Annotated in this window: 14 protein-coding genes; 8 read left to right on the top strand and 6 right to left on the bottom strand. The window is 55.5% G+C overall.

Features of this window, described 5'->3' with window-relative positions; all coding sequences use genetic code 11:
- Nucleotides 1-190: 190 nt before the first annotated feature.
- The 3 genes from OLTU_RS21340 to OLTU_RS21330 all read right to left on the bottom strand — a co-directional run bounded on the left by OLTU_RS21340 (nt 191) and on the right by OLTU_RS21330 (nt 5,477).
- Entirely contained in the window at nt 191-1,621 is a 1,431-nt protein-coding gene (locus OLTU_RS21340) for a LysM peptidoglycan-binding domain-containing protein (RefSeq protein WP_141734775.1), read from the bottom strand.
- Nucleotides 1,622-1,876: 255 nt separating this feature from the next.
- Nucleotides 1,877-4,843 carry an alpha-amylase family glycosyl hydrolase gene (locus OLTU_RS21335; protein ID WP_176736829.1) on the bottom strand — a complete coding sequence of 989 codons (2,967 nt, stop codon included), beginning with the start codon at nt 4,841-4,843 and terminating at the stop codon, nt 1,877-1,879.
- Between the two features lie 220 nt (nt 4,844-5,063).
- Nucleotides 5,064-5,477 (bottom strand): acyl-CoA thioesterase, encoded by a 414-nt coding sequence (locus tag OLTU_RS21330; protein ID WP_176736828.1) that lies wholly within the window; start codon nt 5,475-5,477, stop codon nt 5,064-5,066.
- A 184-nt stretch (nt 5,478-5,661) separates the two neighbouring features.
- On the opposite strand from OLTU_RS21330, the gene OLTU_RS21325 reads away from it, so the two are divergent.
- Together OLTU_RS21325 and OLTU_RS21320 are read left to right on the top strand one after the other, a co-directional pair.
- Nucleotides 5,662-6,111 carry a hypothetical protein gene (locus OLTU_RS21325; protein WP_141734772.1) on the top strand — a complete coding sequence of 150 codons (450 nt, stop codon included), beginning with the start codon at nt 5,662-5,664 and terminating at the stop codon, nt 6,109-6,111.
- 66 nt (nt 6,112-6,177) lie between these two features.
- On the top strand, nt 6,178-7,545 hold the full coding sequence (locus OLTU_RS21320; protein ID WP_141734771.1) for a class I SAM-dependent methyltransferase: 1,368 nt from the start codon (nt 6,178-6,180) through the stop codon (nt 7,543-7,545).
- A 14-nt stretch (nt 7,546-7,559) separates the two neighbouring features.
- Here the strand turns inward: OLTU_RS21320 and msrC are convergent, their stop codons facing one another.
- The gene (msrC, locus tag OLTU_RS21315) at nt 7,560-8,072 is read right to left on the bottom strand and encodes a free L-methionine (R)-S-oxide reductase MsrC (protein ID WP_141734770.1); all 513 of its coding nucleotides are present in this window, start codon (nt 8,070-8,072) and stop codon (nt 7,560-7,562) included.
- Between the two features lie 62 nt (nt 8,073-8,134).
- On the opposite strand from msrC, the gene OLTU_RS21310 reads away from it, so the two are divergent.
- Together OLTU_RS21310 and OLTU_RS21305 are read left to right on the top strand one after the other, a co-directional pair.
- Nucleotides 8,135-8,401, top strand: coding sequence for a YheU family protein (locus OLTU_RS21310; RefSeq protein ID WP_218110174.1), 267 nt, complete (start codon nt 8,135-8,137; stop codon nt 8,399-8,401).
- A gap of 146 nt (nt 8,402-8,547) precedes the next feature.
- The gene (locus OLTU_RS21305) at nt 8,548-9,543 is read left to right on the top strand and encodes a hypothetical protein (protein WP_141734768.1); all 996 of its coding nucleotides are present in this window, start codon (nt 8,548-8,550) and stop codon (nt 9,541-9,543) included.
- On the opposite strand, the gene OLTU_RS21300 is transcribed toward OLTU_RS21305, so the two are convergent.
- Both OLTU_RS21300 and OLTU_RS21295 read right to left on the bottom strand, forming a co-directional pair.
- Nucleotides 9,544-10,668: a phospholipase C/P1 nuclease family protein gene (locus OLTU_RS21300; protein ID WP_141734767.1), complete on the bottom strand. Its 1,125-nt coding sequence runs from the start codon at nt 10,666-10,668 to the stop codon at nt 9,544-9,546.
- 14 nt (nt 10,669-10,682) lie between these two features.
- Nucleotides 10,683-12,302 carry an NAD(P)/FAD-dependent oxidoreductase gene (locus OLTU_RS21295; RefSeq protein ID WP_141734766.1) on the bottom strand — a complete coding sequence of 540 codons (1,620 nt, stop codon included), beginning with the start codon at nt 12,300-12,302 and terminating at the stop codon, nt 10,683-10,685.
- A 199-nt stretch (nt 12,303-12,501) separates the two neighbouring features.
- Between OLTU_RS21295 and OLTU_RS21290 the strand changes: the two genes are divergently transcribed.
- From OLTU_RS21290 to OLTU_RS21275, 4 genes are all read left to right on the top strand, one after another.
- Entirely contained in the window at nt 12,502-13,926 is a 1,425-nt protein-coding gene (locus OLTU_RS21290) for a peptide MFS transporter (RefSeq protein WP_218110173.1), read from the top strand.
- A 105-nt stretch (nt 13,927-14,031) separates the two neighbouring features.
- Nucleotides 14,032-14,421, top strand: a complete 390-nt coding sequence (locus OLTU_RS21285; RefSeq protein ID WP_141734765.1) for an AgmX/PglI C-terminal domain-containing protein — start codon at nt 14,032-14,034, stop codon at nt 14,419-14,421.
- 205 nt (nt 14,422-14,626) lie between these two features.
- Nucleotides 14,627-15,511, top strand: a complete 885-nt coding sequence (locus OLTU_RS21280) for a sterol desaturase family protein (protein WP_245676876.1) — start codon at nt 14,627-14,629, stop codon at nt 15,509-15,511.
- Between the two features lie 355 nt (nt 15,512-15,866).
- Entirely contained in the window at nt 15,867-16,931 is a 1,065-nt protein-coding gene (locus OLTU_RS21275; protein WP_141734763.1) for a hypothetical protein, read from the top strand.
- The last annotated feature ends 84 nt before the right edge of the window (nt 16,932-17,015 follow it).

Genomic DNA, 17,015 nt, shown 5'->3' with positions numbered 1-17,015 from the left:
GTGTTGCAAGCAGAAGGTGATTTGCCATGATTATAGCAATAATGAAATGGCGTAGAGAGTCCTATCTTTCGCAGTGCGACGCCACTCCTTGGAGCAGGCCGCCACCTCTTGCCCATGAGAAAAGGGCTGAAGATTTCTCCTCAGCCCTTCAGCGAACGCCTTTGGGTCGAAACCCTGCCTTTTTCCAGGCTTAGGTATTTTTCGCGATCTTAAGAACCTGCCCGATGCGCAGATCCGTGCGCCGCAGTCGGTTCACTTTTTTCAGAGTCTTCACCGTTGTGCCGAAGCGTTTGGCGATATCGTGCAGATTATCCCCGCGGCGGACACGATAGGTTCCCGATCCTTTGGAATCGGTCTCGGTCTCGACCACGTTGGCATCCGACCCCGTGATTTTCAACTTCATGCCCGGACGGATCAGATTGCTCTTCAGACGGTTGAAAACCTTCAGCTGGCCCACGGTCATTCCGTATTTTTCAGCAATCATGGTCAGGTGTTCGCCGCGTCTCACGCGATGGAACTTACGGTTGGTGCCGCTGCTGCTCCTGGATGTCTTCTCGACCCTGGCAATTCTGGTCGATTTAATATTCAGACGGGCCGAAGCCAGGCGTTCCTGATTGTCATTGATGTTGCTGGCAAAGGTCTTCGGAACCCAAATCTTATAATTTTCCGTACCGGGAGGGGTCATGTCCTTGGTCAGATGCGGATTGGTCAGCTGCAGGGTCACGAGCGGCACTTCAGTATATTCGGCGATCGTGCTCAGGGAAATCGGCGACGGCACGTTCACGGCCACGAGTTCTTCATTGGGTTCGGCGGTCGGACGGCGGAAGCCATATTTTTCGGGATTGGTGCCGATCAGGAACGCGGCCATGAATTTGGGAATGTAGTCCATCGTTTCAGACGGCAGTTGCTTGTCTTTCACCAGCTGCCAGAAATCACGGGACTTGCCGCGCATGATCGCATTCATAATGCGCATCTCACCAGCGTTATAAGCGGAGAGCGCCAGATACCACGAGTCGAACACGTTGTTGAGGTCGGACAGGTACATCGCCGCCGCGATCGTTGCGCGCCGTGGGTCGCGACGTTCATCCACATAGTTGTCGACGCGCAGTCCATAGCGCCGGCCGGTGGCTGGAATAAATTGCCAGAAGCCCACAGCGGCCATAGGGGAGCGGGCGTGCAGTACGAAACCGCTTTCAATCATGGCGAGATAATAAAGTTCAGTTGGGATGCCGCGATCACGCAGGGCGGCGACGATCATGTTTTTATAGGGCTGACCGCGGTCCATGAAGCGTTGAAACGCGTCCGGATTTTTATTCACGAAGTAGTCGATCCACTTTTCGACCTTATCATTCAGCTCAATGGGAATGCCGTGTTTCAGGGCCTGGTTGATTTCATCTTCCTCGGTCCCGATCTCCGGCACGGCTTCCCCGGAGCTATCGTCCAGGGCTTCATCGATTTCGGTAGGTTCGACTTCCGCATCAACCGATCCCTCGTCGGATTCCAGTTCGTTATCAATTTCAGCCGTGGCCATGTTCTCTTCTTCATGCGAGGTCGTCGAGCAGCCATAGGGAAGCGCGACGCATAAAGAAAGGAACAAAGGGTTAAGGTTTTTTAGCTTCATGATGTCCCCTTGTTTCGAGAAAGGCTCGACAAGTCGCTTGAGACTTAGGATGAGCGCAGATCTGAATGGTGGAACCCCCGGCCGGTCGAGAGTGGCGACAGCACAGGGGAAAAGATGACTCTATAATAGCACAGCTTTCGCCGAATTGCAGAGAAAGACTACCTAGTCATTCTTGGTAAAACAAGAAGTTATTTGGTTTGACTATGAGACCGGGAAGTTTTAAGGGCACCGGCTGCGGTGCCCCCTGACGTGGAGCTAGCGATGGAAGAAGGTGAGAGCCGTGCCGCCGGCCATGACCCGCCCGGACATTTTGCGTTCCTGAGTGGCCCGACCCTGTTCCGAGACCAGGTACCAATCGCCGGCTGGCAAATTATATTCCCGATCCGGTCCGGAATTCAGAAGGATCAGAAGTTCGGAACGATTTTTGCCGTTCGGGCTGACCCTGAGTTCAAAGAAGCCCTGACCGAGCGCCTGCACCGAAACGGACTGGTCGATTTCCTCCTGGGTGGGCAGACGCAGGCCGGCAAAGCGCCGACGGTTGTTCACCATCTGTTTGTAAAAATCGAAAAGGTCCTTGAACTCGGCTTTGCGCCCCCAGTGGACCCGATTGATGGCATCACCGGCCTGGTAGGAGTCGGGAATCCCTGCCTTGGTCCGCGCGAATTCTTCACCGCTGTGAAGAAAAGGGATGCCCTGCGAGACCAGGATGATCCCATTGGCGAACGCCGCGATGCGTTTCTTATAGTCCAGACTCACGGGGAAGGACTGGAGGCCCGCCCAGGCGTTGATCTTGTCGAAGAGATTCAGATTATCATGCGAGGTCGCATAGTTGATGGTCTGGACCGGATCGTCGGCAAAGGCCGACTGGTCGATGGCGTCGTACCCGAGACTGCCGCGCAGACCATTGATGATCGTCGTGGCATCGTAGCTGCCATTGAAGGCAAAGCCGCCGCCGTAGCCGGTATCATTGTTGCCTTTGATGGCCTCGCGGTAGGAAAAGTTGAAGCCGCCGAACTGCGCCTTCTGGCCTTTGGCGTTGACCATTTTCTGAGCATTCGAAAGGCGGTAATGATTGGGATCGGGGTCCGGCATGGCTGTATAGGGTTCGCCATAAGCCAGGAGCTGCCGGTCGGGGAAGCGGTCATAGAGCCAGGTCATCCAATCCGTGATTTCCATGTAGTCAAACACGCCGGCAACATCAAAGCGGAAACCATCGATGTTGTAAGTCTTCACCCAGTATTCCAGGGAATCGCGGATATACCGATGGACCATGGGATCCTTGGGGTCAATGGTGTTGCCTGTGCCAGTCAATTGGTAACCAAATCCTTCCGCATTAAAGAGGAAGTAGCGACCGGTAATATCACCGAAGTATTTTTCACCCTCGTCCGCTTCACGGAAGGGGCGCATCCAGGTGTGGTTGTACACCACGTCGAGAATCACCCGGATGCCGGCCTTATGCAATTCATTGACCATGGTTTGAAACTCGCGGATGCGGTTCTCATAATCCATGGGTGTCCGCGAGTAGCGTTCCTCGGGCACGTTGAAGTTCTCCGGATCATAGCCCCAGTTGTAACAGTTCGGACCATTTTTGGGATCCTTCAGACCACAGGTCGCAAAGTCGTAGACCGGCATGATCTGGACATGGGTGACGCCAAGCTCCTTGAGATGCTCGATGCCGGTTTTGATCGCGGGGTTTTCTCCACTTTGACCCTTGTTGAGAAAGGTCCCGGGTTCCACGAGGCCCATAAATTTGCCGCGATTTTCCGGACTCACGCCTGAACTCGTGTCGCTGGTGAAATCACGGATACTGAGTTCATAAAGGATCGCATCCTCGCGGTGGACGAGGGGCGGCGTGGGAGCCCAGCCCTCGGCGGGGGCAATCCGCGCCGGATCGAGCACGATATTGTAATCGGTCCCGGGTTGCACCATGACGGCATAGGGATCCCGAACCGCCACGTCATCGACCAGGTACTGGTAGCGTTTCAGTTTATGATCGCCGGGAATCGTCACGGCCCAGACGCCTGGCATATTCACCTGATCCCCGATGTAGCCCATCGGCAGGGTTTGTCCTTCGAGCCAGAGCTCGACACTGTTGCGATCCGGTGACCAGATGGCGAAGGTGGTGGCCGTCTCATGCCAGGTCACGCCCAGTCCAGGGAAGCTGCTGGCAGTGTCGAAGGTCGGGCGATAAAAACGGAAACATTCATCGACCGCCGCTGCCGAGAGGATGTCCTGCGCATAGGTGCAAACGAAGGCCTCGCCTTGGGCATTGAACTGCCGGTCCAGAATCAGAGCGTTCTTGGGAAATTCGCTGCCGTTGTCAAGCGAGGCCTTGGAACCATCGAGCGTGAAACGCGTGAGGGCCTGCGACGTGCCGAGGGTCAGCAGATCCACAAAACCCTGGGGACCCCAGATCGGTCCACCCCGTCCTTCCGCGAGCACGCGCAGACGTTTGGGAAAGGCCGGACAGTTCATCGGTCCATCCCAGCGGCCATCGATCACGTTGCCTTGCAGATAACGGTTGTAGGACAGAAAGCAGCCATCATAGTGGACAAAGTCCCGGGTTTTTTCGCCGTTATCGGGATTGCTGAACACCAGGCGAATGGGTTGCTTCACAAGATTTTTGCCGGCATAAAGTGGATCGTCCCAGCGCGGCAGAGCGATAAAAAACCAGCCGGGCATCCCGTCCACGGGCTGCATCGCCGGTCCAGGAAAGGCGCCTTGATTCGGTGCGGTGATGGCCTTGTGAGGCTGGCCATTGTCATCCCGGCCGCTGATATTGGCCTTGCCATCGAGGTACCAGAACCAGGCGTGCACCTTGTTCCAGTTTTTGGGAGCCTGAAAATAAACGGTGACGGGTTCCTTGCGGACCTCGAATTCCAGCGACGCTTTCAGCGTCGGATGATCGAGAGAGCTGACGGAAACCATGGCCTTGCCCGGTTTCAGACCTGTGACGAAACCGCTGTCGGTCAGCTCGATCGCATCACTCGGTGTCGACCAGCGGACACGCCCATCGTAAAGTATTTTTCTGCCATCAGCCAGGACTGCCATGGGCCGCAGGCGCTGCTGTTTATCGACGGCAACTGGAAATTCCTCAACTGAATCGATCGCCAGACTTTGAATCGCCAGCTCCGATTGAGCCGCGATCACGGAAGCCGCGGCCGCCGGGCGCGTGAATGAGCCCAGCAAAATCAAAGCTGCCATGAGGTAGCCAAGTTTCATAATGATCCCCCTTGAATGACTGACAAAGCTGGGGCGCATTATTCCTTTGCTGGCCGCGCACGCGCAACAGGAAATACGGAGTCCAACCCACAGCTTACGCCCTCATGTTCCGGTTTGGATCCATCTCAGAGCGGCCGGGGTGAAGCCGGCATGTGGCGAGGATTCTTTACATTTTTTATCAGAAGGGTGGACCGCTTCCGACATTTCTGTGGTTTGAGGTTCACAATCCCTGGCCGAGAAATACCGCCCGCCATTCGCTGTCGGCCAGCAGGATTTTGCGCTCCCTGAGATCGAACATGCTGCCCTTCAAATGCAGCGTGGAGCAAACTGTGCCGGCTGCATTTTCCATCGTTTGTTCCACGCGCCAGATTTTGCGATGCACATCCAGAAAGCGGGTTTTGATGAGCAAAGGCTCGCCGCCGCGAACTTCACGACGATACTGAATATGTGCTTCGATCACGACCAGACCAATGCCACGCGCCTGCATTTTTTCGATGGTCATGCCCTGGGCCGTGCACATATCCCAGCGCGCTTCCTCGAAAACAGTCAGATACGATGCGTGGTTCAAATGTCCCATGGCATCCAGCATGGTTTCCTTGACCACGGTTTCATAACGATATTCCGCTGATTCCATGGGATCACTCCTCCTGACGCAGACTTGGAAAGAAAGGTGAGTGTAAGGGATTTGAACTGCCGTTTCATCCAGGAATTTACGCGAAAACGCGTGCCACTGTCCTGGGCGCATTTCTGGTATCGATGAGGCTGCCCCCCCTGCGGGGGGTTGCACAAAAGGAGTGGCAGGACAAAAGGAGTCACGTATGCAAAAACTCATCGTCATGCTGATGGGGCTTATCCTGGGCCCGGCGGCCGCAGGGCATGCGGCTCCGATTGCGATTCCGGAGCCGAAGATCTTTGCCTCGCTCAAGGATGTTTATAACAGTGGTTCCGGCGAGCATGTGCTTATGATTCTGCACCTGCCCAAGGAATCCGGCGCGGCCTTTGTGGAAATTTACAATCGCACCCAAAAGGAGATCAGCCTCTTCCGATTCACCCTCGCGGCCCTCGGCCATGAAGGGGAACTCGATTTCGATGATCTGCCCGCCGGCTGGTCAGCGGTGAAGGAAGTGCAGCTCACCAGCTTGCGCGAGCTGGCCATACGCAATCCCAAAGCCTTCAACGCCAATGCCGATGAAATCACCCCGCGGCTTGTGATCCATCACGTCACGACTGTCGGCAAAAAGCCCAAACTCGGGAAACGAAAAATATAAATTACATTCCGACCTGCCCTTGGCCCATGCTATCCTATCGTGAAACAAAAAAATTACGAGGCATGCATGGGCGCATTTCAGACTTTGGCTGAAAAGTTGAGCTGTCCCGTTTGTTCAGGGAAAGTGCAGGACGGCAAGGACGCTTTGCGCTGTCAGGGTTGTCAAACGACATTTCCCGTTTGGGGCGATTTTCCCTGGATTTTTGCCAATTCCGGCGAATGGAAAGCCGACTGGACCCAACGCTTCCGCTTTTATCTGCAGCAGCTCCACGAGGACATTCAAAATCTGAAAATGGAACTCAAGCTGCTCGACCTTTTGCCCAAAACCAAAGAGCGCCTGCAGCATCTGGTGCAGGCCAAGACCGAGCAGCATCGGGAGCTGGAAAAGCTCTTTGAACCCTTGCTGCTCGGTGGTGGACCCAGTTATGAACAGCAGCTCGCCGCCCAGACGCCCCTGCCGGAGAGCCAGCAGCTCATGGGGTACTACGGCAATATCCTGCGCGACTGGGGCTGGGGTGAAGAGGAAAATCAAATCTGCGAGGATATGCTGGCCGGCATGCTGGGCCCGCATCCACTGGGAACCATGCTGGTGCTCGGCAGTGGTCCCAGCCGTCTGGCCTATGATATCCATCGGCGCCTCGGCGGGCGTGAAACCATTGCACTCGACATCAATCCCTTTTATCTCCTGGTGGCCGAACGCATGCTGGCCGGCCGCAATCTGAATCTTTATGATTTTCCGATGGCCCCAATCGATGCCAAAGCCTTTGCCAGCCGTGTGAAATGCCGCGCGCCGGAAACCATCAAACAGGGCTTTACGTTTCTCATGGCCGATGCCATGAATCCCTGCTTCCAGGATGCCAGCATTGATACGCTGCTCACGCCGTGGATCATCGATATCGTGCCCCAGGATTTCCGCAGTTTCGCCAAAAAACTCAATCGCATTTTGAAACCGGGCGCCCGCTGGCTCAACTTTGGTTCCACCGTCTTCCATCATCGTCTACAGCACCTGTGTTACAGTCGCGATGAAATTCCGGATATCCTCGCGGAAAGCGGTTTTGAAGTGCTCCAGGTTCGCGAGAACGTGATCCCTTATTTGCGCTCGCCATCGAGCTGCCAGCAGCGCAGTGAAAAGGTTTTCTCGTTCTTGGCGCGCAAGGTCCAGGAAATCGATCCAGGCCCGGCGTTTACACCGCTGCCCAACTGGTTGACTGACACCGAGATGCCTGTTCCCATTCAGGCTGATTTACAGCAGCAAATGATTGTGAATCTGACCCTGACGCAGGTCCTCGCGCAGGTGGACGGGCAGAGGAATCTCAGGCAGATCGCGGAAGTGATGGCGCCCACCTTTGAACTGCCGCCCAACGATGTGCTGCCCATGCTCAAACGCATGTTCAGCCGCTTTGTTGAGGGGCGTGGCCGCAGTATGAACTTTTAAGACTCCGCCACCCATCAACCGCAGGGCAGCATGGGGAAGCGCTGGCCGAAATAGGCCATGATCGCCTCAAGCTGCTCCTGATCCACCGCATCAAAAGCCGCCGGATCATTGCAATCCACGTCAAAAACAGCCAGGAGCTGCCCCGCGGGGTTGAACACCGGCACGACAATTTCACTGCGGGTGGTGCTGGAACAGGCAATGTGCCCGGGAAACGCATTCACATCAGGGACCAGCTGCGTCTGACCCGTGCGTGCCGCCGCGCCGCATACGCCGCGAGAAAAGGGAATGTCGATGCAGCCATGTGCGCCTTGATAGGGGCCGATTTTCAGATGCTGCTCGCGCACCACCCGATAAAACCCGGTCCAGTGATAGTAGGCAAAACTCTGGTGGAGTTCACAAACCACGGTCGCCATGCCAGCCACCCAGTCGGTTTCGTGTTCAAGCAAAGCTTTGATGCTCTCAAACACGGCGCTATAATGGGCTCGTTTGCTGTTGGGGTCGGCAATCAGGGGGAGGGCGTCAAGCATGATGGTCTCCTCATCGTGTCGACGCCAGTTATAGAAGAAAGGCTTTCATTATGCAAATTCCCGTGGATCGATTGGATGCTGAGACTCTGACCCGCGTGATCGAGGAATATGTCAGTCGGGAAGGTACGGACTACGGTCACTCTAGCCCGGATTTACTAGCCAAAGTGGAAGGCATCCGGCGCAAGCTGAAAAGTGGTGAGGCGGTACTATGTTTCGACGAAGTCAGCGAAACCTGTCACATTTTGTCCCGTGAGGCCTGGAGGTCCCTTCAGAAAGGCGGAGTCACGTCCACCCCGGCCCCCTCACTCGATATGGGATCAGATTTGTGAAAGGATTTAATCAATTGAAATGATTAATTCTAATTGAGTTTTCTGCCTACCTATGGGGGTTATCTCAAGTTTCCCTCCCGGGCACCGAATACGGGAGTAGATTGGAGGCTGGTCGCGGAATCTTTCCGCACGTAAAGGGCAGGCTGATGAAAACTGTTCTGTTTTATGACAATACGAAACAGAATTCCCGCGATATCCGTCGGATGCTCGCGGTGGCGTCATGCGACTGTTTCATTCCTGCCGACGCGGAAGAATTCGTCAAAGCCTTGCGCGAAGGAAATTACGATCTTCTGGTCTATGCTCTTGAATACCACGATATCGTAAGAAAAGAGATGGCCGGCAAAAAGATTGAAACGCCGGTGATCCTCCTGACCAACTCCAAGTTCGAAGATCTTTCGCCGCTGCTTCCCGAGATTCCCGCCACCAATATCATTGCCAAGAATAGTGACGGCAGTTTGAAACTCCGGGATATCGTCAGCACCGTTCGCAAGATTCTGCACGGCGAGGACATCTTCGGTGTGAAGCATTATCTGAGTTTTGGAACGCAGTCCGAAGTCTTCCATATCCGTGATTCGGCCGAACGCGGCGAGTATATCGAAGCCATAGTGGAATTCTGTCGCCGCTTTCATCTGCGCAATACCGTGGTGCAGGCCGTTGAGCTCTTCTGTGAAGAACTGCTGATGAACGCCATCTATGATGCGCCCCGTGATGCCGATGGAGTGTCGCTCTACAATCATCTGTCGCGGAAGAACCGGGTGATATTGAAGCCGAAACAGGCGGCCCGCATGGAGTTCGCCTGTGATGGAGAAAAGCTCGCCGTGTCGATTTCCGATCCCTTTGGTGCGATCACCTGGGACACACTGCAGAAGTTTTTAGTCCACTGCTTTGGTGCGGATCGGGAAAAGGTGCAAAACCTGACCAACGACACCGGTGGGGCCGGCCTTGGTCTTTACTTCTGTTTTGCGTCGGTGAATGCGTTCATTGTGAATGTCGATCCCGAGAAACGCTCGGAGTTCATCGGGATCTTTGATGTGTCGGCCAGTCCGAAGGATCGCCATACCCGCTATTCCAGTCTGCATTTCTTCTCGACCGGGAAAAAATCCATGCTCGGTCTTCGCGAACCTCAAAAACGCATAGCCTGATTACAATTTAGGTTTTTCCGCCGTTTCCGTCTGCGCCACCACCGGAGCCACGTAGCTCAGGGGGATGAAGTCAGGCTTCACGGGATAGTTGTAGCTGTGATAGCCCTGCAGCTTCGGACGACCCGCCGCGTTCCAGGACGTTACCCACACCGTGGCCAGGGCATCCGCACCCACGCTCAGGCGTTCCACCAGAAACTTCCGATACGCATGCGCCACCTGATGGGAGGGTTTGCGTTTGGCTTTAATGCGTCGCGCGTTGTCGCTCTTTTTGAGGAGCGAATGCCGGCGATCGAGTTCATGCAATGTCTGCAGCCGCGCATGGCTCGCCAGCGTCAATTCCCAGGCCATCCGCAGAGGGTCCTTGGGATCCTTGCCGAAGATCCTTTGCGCGGGCTTATCCTTCGTGGCCACGGCAAACATCGCCTGCTCCAGATCGAGGGACTGGGCATCGACCTGTTCGGATTCGAAGTAACTGTGCAGTCCACCCTGATCATTATGCCAGCCATCGTAGTCCGCGCTGGTATGATGCGGGTTGGCGAGGTCGCCGACGAAATGCGCGAGAATTCCCGCGTAGAGCAGGGCCTGATCGATCAGCGCCGTGCGCTCCTCGGCTTTGGCTTTGGGATCGTTTTCGAGCTTCTTGACTTCAGCCAGAGTTTTGGTCAGATCCTGGCTGAGCTGCTGAATCCGAAAGGGGGCATGACCGGCCTTCTTGATTTTATCAACTTCGGTGGCTCCCGGCGCGCAGCTCAATTCCTTTTTGCTGCAGTTGGCGGCCAGGGCTTTCCTGTAGGTTTCAAAATCCGCCGGGGCATCCTTCGCGGTCAGTTTTTTGTTTTCCGGCAGGATGTAATCAAGATCCACGAAATGGCTGGGAACATTCTCGGCATCGAGTTCCGGGACCCCTCGCCAGACTATGTCCGGAACATTTGCCAGGTGACCCAGCATGTGTTCCTTTTTTTGCATAAGGGCGCCCAGCGCCGCGACCTCGGGATCCTTGTCCTGCGCCATGATCCGGGTGGCCACCCGGGCGATCGCATTGTGCCCACGCTCACCCCAGGCCGAGGCCTGAGTTGAAGCAAGGGTCAAAACCATAGCCGCAAAGATCGAGGGGGATGCACGCATGATGAACCAACCTTTCAATGAAGACTGACGAGCAGCTGCTCAGCCAGTGCATTTTCGACAACGGCACGACCTATTTTTACGCCATCCAGCGCCGCTGAGACGATGCCACCGGCAAAGCCTGCGCCTTCGCCCGCGGGGAAAATTCCAGGATGGCTTTCCGACTGGAGACCCTTGTCCCGGTGCATGACAATCGGTGCCGAGGTTTTGGTCTCCACGCCGGCCACGATCGCTTCCGGACTGATAAAGCCCTGCATGCGCTTGTTGTATTCCGTCAGGGCGCCTTGCAAACTCTTCACGACGAAGTCGGGCAGCAGCTTGTCGAGACGGGCATTGGTGACGCCGGGTTTGTAGCTGGAGGAGAGTGTCCCCTTGCTGTCCCGACCTTTCAGAAAATCCGTCAGGCGCTGCGCGGGTGAAAAGTAGTTGCCACCTCCGGCTGCAAATGCGGCCTGCTCAATCGCCGCCTGAAAGCGCATGCCATCGAGGGGATGGCCCTGATAAAAATCCTCACGCGTGACGTTGACCACGACCGCGGCATTGGCGAAGCCGCTGTTCCGCGCATGATAGCTCATGCCGTTAATGGCGAGGTGACCTTCCTGGGCGCCGGTCGGCATCAGGTGACCACCCGGACACATGCAGAAGGTCCAGATGCCACGACCCTCAGCCTGCGCGGCGAGTTTGTATTCCGCCGCCGGCAACAGGGTGCAGCTGCCGAATTGAATTTTGTCGATGACATCCTGGGGATGTTCAAAACGCGCGCCGATCGCAAAGGGTTTGGGGCCCATGGCCAGTCCTTTGTCGAGCAGCATCTCATAGGTTTCACGGGCGCTGTGGCCGATCGCCAGCACGAGGTGATCGGTATCCAGGCGCGTGCCGTCATGCAGCGTCACGGTATGGCGTGCGTTGGCGCCACCGCTCTCAAAATTCACAAAGCGCTTGTTGAAAAGAAAGCGCGTGCCGAGGCTTTCGAGATGCTGACGGGTGCGCTTCGCAATCACCATGAGATAGTCGGTGCCGATGTGCGGATGCGCATCGTATAAAATTTCATCGGGCGCCCCGAAGCGGACCCACTGTTCAAACAGGTAACGAATCAAAGGGTGATTGCGGCCACAGGTGAGCTTGCCATCGGAAAAGGTTCCGGCCCCGCCCTCGCCATAGCAGTAGTTGGACTCGTTGTTGAAGTCGCTCGAACGGAGCAGACGATGCACGGTGCGCATGCGGGATTCGACGGGTTCACCGCGCTCGATGACAACGCAGGGCTGGCCCATTTCGCTCAGGACCTGCGCCGCAAAGGTTCCGGCCGGGCCGCTGCCGATGACGACCGGCGGATGGCGGAAACGTTTGCCGCCGAGGCTGATGCCTTCCATGGGATGAAAGTAGGGACGCTCGACGTAGGATGCGACGCGCTCACCGGCATTGCGCAGAACCGCAGCCTGGTCCACGCAATCGAAGTTCACCTGGTAATGATAGACGATGCGCGATTTTTTACGGGCATCGAGAGATTTTTTCAGGATCCGGAGCGCGGTGATTTCCTGCTCGGGAATGCCGAGTTCCTGGGCCAGGAGAGGACGCAGCTGCGCATCGGGATCACCGGATGCCACGGGAACACTCAGCTGTTTCAAGACTAGACTCATAACCACGTTCTCCTGCAAAGGCAGCACTTTGAGGGAAGGACTATAGGTCCCGGGTGTCCCATGTCAAATGAATTATGAATAAGAATCGGCGGGAAGCCCCAAAGCCTTGTAGGTCTTCGATGACGCAGCATATCCGCCCTATTGATCCTTATTGCTGCTGTGTTATAAAAGGACACTTTTTCCAGACGGAGGATCAAATTTGGCAACGATAACGAAGAAGGGGGCTGCGACCGGACCGGCCGGCCAGTTCAAGGATGAGGGGGGCAGCTTTCTCGGCCACCCCAAGGGTCTTTTCGTACTGTTCCTGACTGAAATGTGGGAGCGCATGAGCTACTACGGCATGCGCGCGCTGCTGGTGCTCTACATGGTCGATCACCTCTTCCTGCGCCCCGATGTGCACGAGCAGGTGGTCGGTTTCACGACGATCAAGGGTATCCTGGAATCCATCTTTGGCACTCTGGCTATTCAACCGCTGGCCTCGCAGATCTATGGTCTGTACACAGGTTTGGTTTATGCCACCCCGCTGCTCGGGGGATGGATCGCGGACCGCTGGCTGGGCCAGTATCGAACAGTGATCCTGGGCGGGGTTCTGATGTCCATCGGTCACTTCCTGATGGCCTTTGAAAACCTCTTCTTCCTCGCACTCTTCTTCCTGATCATGGGCAACGGCGCCTTCAAACCCAACATCTCCACCCAGGTGGGCGATCTTTATGGCAAGGATGATCCGCGTCGTGACGGTGCCTTTACCTTGTTTTACATGGGCATCAACCTCGGCGCCTTCCTGTCGCCTCTGGTCTGCGGAACACTGGGACAAAAACTGGGCTGGCACTGGGGCTTTGGTTCCGCTGGTGTTGGTATGGTGATCGGCCTCATGGTGTACATCTTCGGCCAACGTCTGATCAGGGTGCATCCGGATCATGCCGGTCACAAGCTGATGAATCAAACCGCTCAACAAAAAGCAGGCAAAAAAGAGCCCTTCACCCCGAGCGAGAAAAAGGCGATTTGGGCCTTGATTGCGCTCTGTGGTTTGAACGTGATTTTCTGGGCGGTGTATGAGCAGCAGGGCAACACCATGCAGCTCTGGGCCGACAACCAAACCGACTGGAACCTCCTGGGCTTTGAAGTGCCCTCGACCTGGTATCAGTCCTTCAACCCGCTCACCATTTTGATCTTCGCGCCTTTGCTCGGCCTCTTCTGGAAAAAACAAGCGGCGCGGAACAAGGAACCATCCTCGGTCACCAAGATGGCGATCGGCTGCCTTCTCTTGGCCGCTGCCTTCTGCATCATGATTTTTGCGGCTTCTGTGGTGGGCGACTCACGTGGGTCGGTGCTCTGGCTGGTCATGACCACCCTGGTCCTGACGATGGGTGAGCTTTATCTTTCGCCTGTAGGCCTGTCGCTGGTCACCAAGGTGGCGCCCGCCCGCATCGTTTCGATGATGATGGGCATGTGGTTCCTCTCCAGCTTCCTCGGCAACTACCTGAGCGGTTACCTCGGCACCTTCTACAGCACGATGTCGAAGGGCGGATTCTTTACGATGATGGCGGTCCTGGCTGCGGTCGCCGCAGCAGCGATGGCTGCGTTCAACAAACCCCTGCGCGCGGCGCTGGGGGGTCAACACTGATCAGGGGCTGGTGAAAGCGGGAATCAAAGCTCTCGACTTTCACCGCCCTGCCAGCCAGAATAGAGGGATGGTGTTCAACCCATCTCGCCCCTCAGGAGACCCCCCATGAAGTTTCCCTGGTGCCTTCTGATTCTGGCTCTGCCCTATGCCTGTACGCACGTGGAGACCGGTCAGCCGCAGGTCATGTCCAACCAAAAAGGTCAGCCCGCGCCGGCGGCTGATGATGTGGAAGGCATGGTCCGTCCGAAACTCGGTGACCTGAATTCCTGCTACAAGGCCGAGCAGCAGAACAACCCCAAGGCCGCGGGCAAGGTGCTCTTTGCGTTCACCATCCAGAAGGATGGGCGCACCCGCGACGTGCGCCTGCTCGCCAGCACCTTGAAGAGTCCCGCCATGGAGGGCTGCCTTGTCGAAAGAATCGAGGCCTGGCAGTTTGCACCGCCGCGCGACGGTCAGGACATAAACGTTCGTTATCCCTTTTCTTTTCAACCCTGAACACAGCAGCTCCCGACTGAGCAGGCCAGCTAATCCTTTGCATTACACGGGCTTATGGATGCAGTTGGCTTGGAAATATCCTGCCGATTCCATCAATACCCTCATGGTCTTACCTATTCCTTTTTGAGAGCCTTCGGTTTGTTCCGAAAATAATGAGGCAATCTCGGAGAGACAGGTCAGCTAAAGGAGGGAGACCTTGGACTTGATGCAATTGGCAGACGAAGTTTTGAACGTTGCCACACCGGTAACGATAGGCATGATCATTCTCGAAGCCACATGCAGCGTCATCAAACGCGACGGCGGCTATGCGATCAAGGATACCATCGCCAGCGTGATCACATCCCTGGGTTATCAGTGGATCCGCAAATTCCTGCTCGCCTCAGTGTTTATCGGTGGTCTTCTGTGGGCAGCAAGCCTGAGCCCCTGGAGCTGGTCCGCCAGCAGTCCTGTGACCTGGATGGTCTGTTTTCTTCTGGTCGACTTCTTTTATTACTGGGATCATCGTCTCGGACATGAACTCAACATACTCTGGATCTTTCACAACATTCACCATTCCTCCGAGCATTTCAATCTCGCGGTGGCATCGCGACTGTCCTGGGTTGAGGAAGTCTATCGCTGGATTTTCCTCGCGCCGATCGCCATGCTGGGCATCCCTGTGCCGGTGATCGTCTTTATGAAGCTTTTGCATCGCCTTTATCAGGTGCCAGTTCATACCCAATATATTGGCAAACTCGGCTGGCTGGAATACGTCCTGGCCACTCCTTCCCAGCATCGCGTGCATCACGGACGCAATGAACAGTATCTGGACAAGAATTACGGCGGTGTGCTCTGCATTTGGGATCGCCTGTTCCAAACCTTTGAATCCGAAGAAGAGCCCGTGGAATATGGACTCGTGAAACAGATTCAGACGACCAACCCTATCAGAATTCAATGGATTGGGCCCCAGCGCCTCTGGGAGGAACTCAAGCAGCCGGCGACGACCTGGGAAAAGATCACGTATCTTTTCAAAAAGCCCGGTTCGCCTTTGCGTGAGGATCAGGAGGAACCTCAGGTGGAAGAGACTGTGCCGCTTGGTGAGTCTGCCGCCTAGTGACAGCTGTCGAAAAGCCCCGGTTCGCCGGGGCTTTTTTTATTCCCCATTTTGCAAACAAATATTCCTGCCTTTTCACTGAAATCATGGGAAAAAATGGGTTGGCTCACGTCCTGTGCCAGGTATTTTGCAAGCGGGTTGAAAATTCTGTAAAAGTAATATCATTTATTTCAATAGGTTAAACTGAAAAATTTGCAAAATCACCTGCAGTTCTGTTCAGAAAGATGAATTTTATTTAATAAAAATAGTGAGATAAAATATTCTCTTGATTGCAAAAATGAGCGGCCGATAAGCTTTTTGTAGGTTGTGATGGGAGCCCCCCATCGGATGGAAACTCTCTTTGGAGACCAAGCTTATGAAACGCAATTTCCTCGCTCCTGTTTATCTTGCCCTGGCCGGCTCTTTACTTTTGGGTTGTGGCAAGGATGATCGTGAAGAAACCGAAGCATCCGCTCATGCCTTTGATAGCGCCCAAAGTGAAGCGGCTGTTTCCGCCAGCTTCCATGAAGTCATGGACAGCATGAGCGACACGAATATGGCAAGCAGCGAGAATACGGCCTTCGCTCTGCAGGGTGGTCTCGACGTTGAGATCAGCCTGGAGCGCGAGTGTCAGGTTCTCGATGACAAGGCTGTGGTGACGATCGCCCGCGATAAGGCGATCAGCTGGGAGCGTTCCAACCTTCGCATCGCTGTCAGTGCCTCCGCGACCATCGACCATGATATCACCCGCACCTGGTCCCAGGAGGGCGCTGCGGTTGGCTGTGACGCAAATCATAAAGCAGCGGCAATCGATTTCGAAGGTGATTTGACCGGTTATCAGCTGGACATTGCCGTCAAGCGAAGCGCGGAACGCTCGCTCGAACGGACCCTGAAGCGCACCGGCGAAACCGCCACGCACGCGCTTCAGAGTTCGGTCGACGGCACGCGTCAGGCCAAATGGCTTTCCCAGGAGACGCTGGACGACGGCAGCATCAGTCGCAGCAGGACTGTGAGTTTCAGCGTGACGCGAAACGACAACTTTGTGGCCCGGGATGGAACCGTCAGGGAACTTTCCCTGGCGCTGGAAACGAAAGAGGCTCTGCAGGTGAGCGCGATCTGGGATAGCCTGAGCCGTACGCGTCAACTTCTGTCCAAACGCATAGCGTCCGGTGTAATCAAGGCTTCCCATGCAGGCCGTGGCCATGTGGAAGCAAGCTTTGATGATCTTTTGATGACCTTCACGGAATCCAGTTGTGCGGTGCAATCCGGTTCGATGGAAGCCAAAATCTTTGCAGAAGGTTCCACGGAACCCGCCAGAATTTATAATCTGACCGCTGTGGACGGCGAGATTACGGTGCAGGATGTGACCGATCCGGCGAATCCTGTGGACGTTGAAGGCTTTGATTATACGCCCTGTGATCGGCAGGATTTCAGCTACTAGGAGTTGGATACGAGGAGCAGCTTCAAAAGGCGACATCCCCGATACTGCAGCACGAGCGAGGGTGTGACATGACCCTCGCTCGCC

The sequence above is a fragment of the Oligoflexus tunisiensis genome (assembly GCF_001748245.1).
GTDB classification, from domain to species: Bacteria; Bdellovibrionota_B; Oligoflexia; order Oligoflexales; family Oligoflexaceae; genus Oligoflexus; species Oligoflexus tunisiensis.
The sequence above is the reverse complement of the archived record's forward strand: the minus strand, read 5'-3'. Positions and strand labels throughout refer to the sequence as shown.

Bases quoted from the DNA above. Each gene is read 5' to 3' on its own strand.
- OLTU_RS21295 (WP_141734766.1), bottom strand. From the start codon at position 12,302: ATGAGTCTAGTCTTGAAACAGCTGAGTGTTCCCGTGGCATCCGGTGAT.
- OLTU_RS21280 (WP_245676876.1), top strand. From the start codon at position 14,627: ATGCAATTGGCAGACGAAGTTTTGAACGTTGCCACACCGGTAACGATA.
- OLTU_RS21340 (WP_141734775.1), bottom strand. From the start codon at position 1,621: ATGAAGCTAAAAAACCTTAACCCTTTGTTCCTTTCTTTATGCGTCGCG.
- OLTU_RS21325 (WP_141734772.1), top strand. From the start codon at position 5,662: ATGCAAAAACTCATCGTCATGCTGATGGGGCTTATCCTGGGCCCGGCG.
- OLTU_RS21275 (WP_141734763.1), top strand. From the start codon at position 15,867: ATGAAACGCAATTTCCTCGCTCCTGTTTATCTTGCCCTGGCCGGCTCT.
- OLTU_RS21300 (WP_141734767.1), bottom strand. From the start codon at position 10,668: ATGCGTGCATCCCCCTCGATCTTTGCGGCTATGGTTTTGACCCTTGCT.
- OLTU_RS21335 (WP_176736829.1), bottom strand. From the start codon at position 4,843: ATGAAACTTGGCTACCTCATGGCAGCTTTGATTTTGCTGGGCTCATTC.
- OLTU_RS21320 (WP_141734771.1), top strand. From the start codon at position 6,178: ATGGGCGCATTTCAGACTTTGGCTGAAAAGTTGAGCTGTCCCGTTTGT.
- msrC (WP_141734770.1), bottom strand. From the start codon at position 8,072: ATGCTTGACGCCCTCCCCCTGATTGCCGACCCCAACAGCAAACGAGCC.
- OLTU_RS21330 (WP_176736828.1), bottom strand. From the start codon at position 5,477: ATGGAATCAGCGGAATATCGTTATGAAACCGTGGTCAAGGAAACCATG.
- OLTU_RS21285 (WP_141734765.1), top strand. From the start codon at position 14,032: ATGAAGTTTCCCTGGTGCCTTCTGATTCTGGCTCTGCCCTATGCCTGT.
- OLTU_RS21305 (WP_141734768.1), top strand. From the start codon at position 8,548: ATGAAAACTGTTCTGTTTTATGACAATACGAAACAGAATTCCCGCGAT.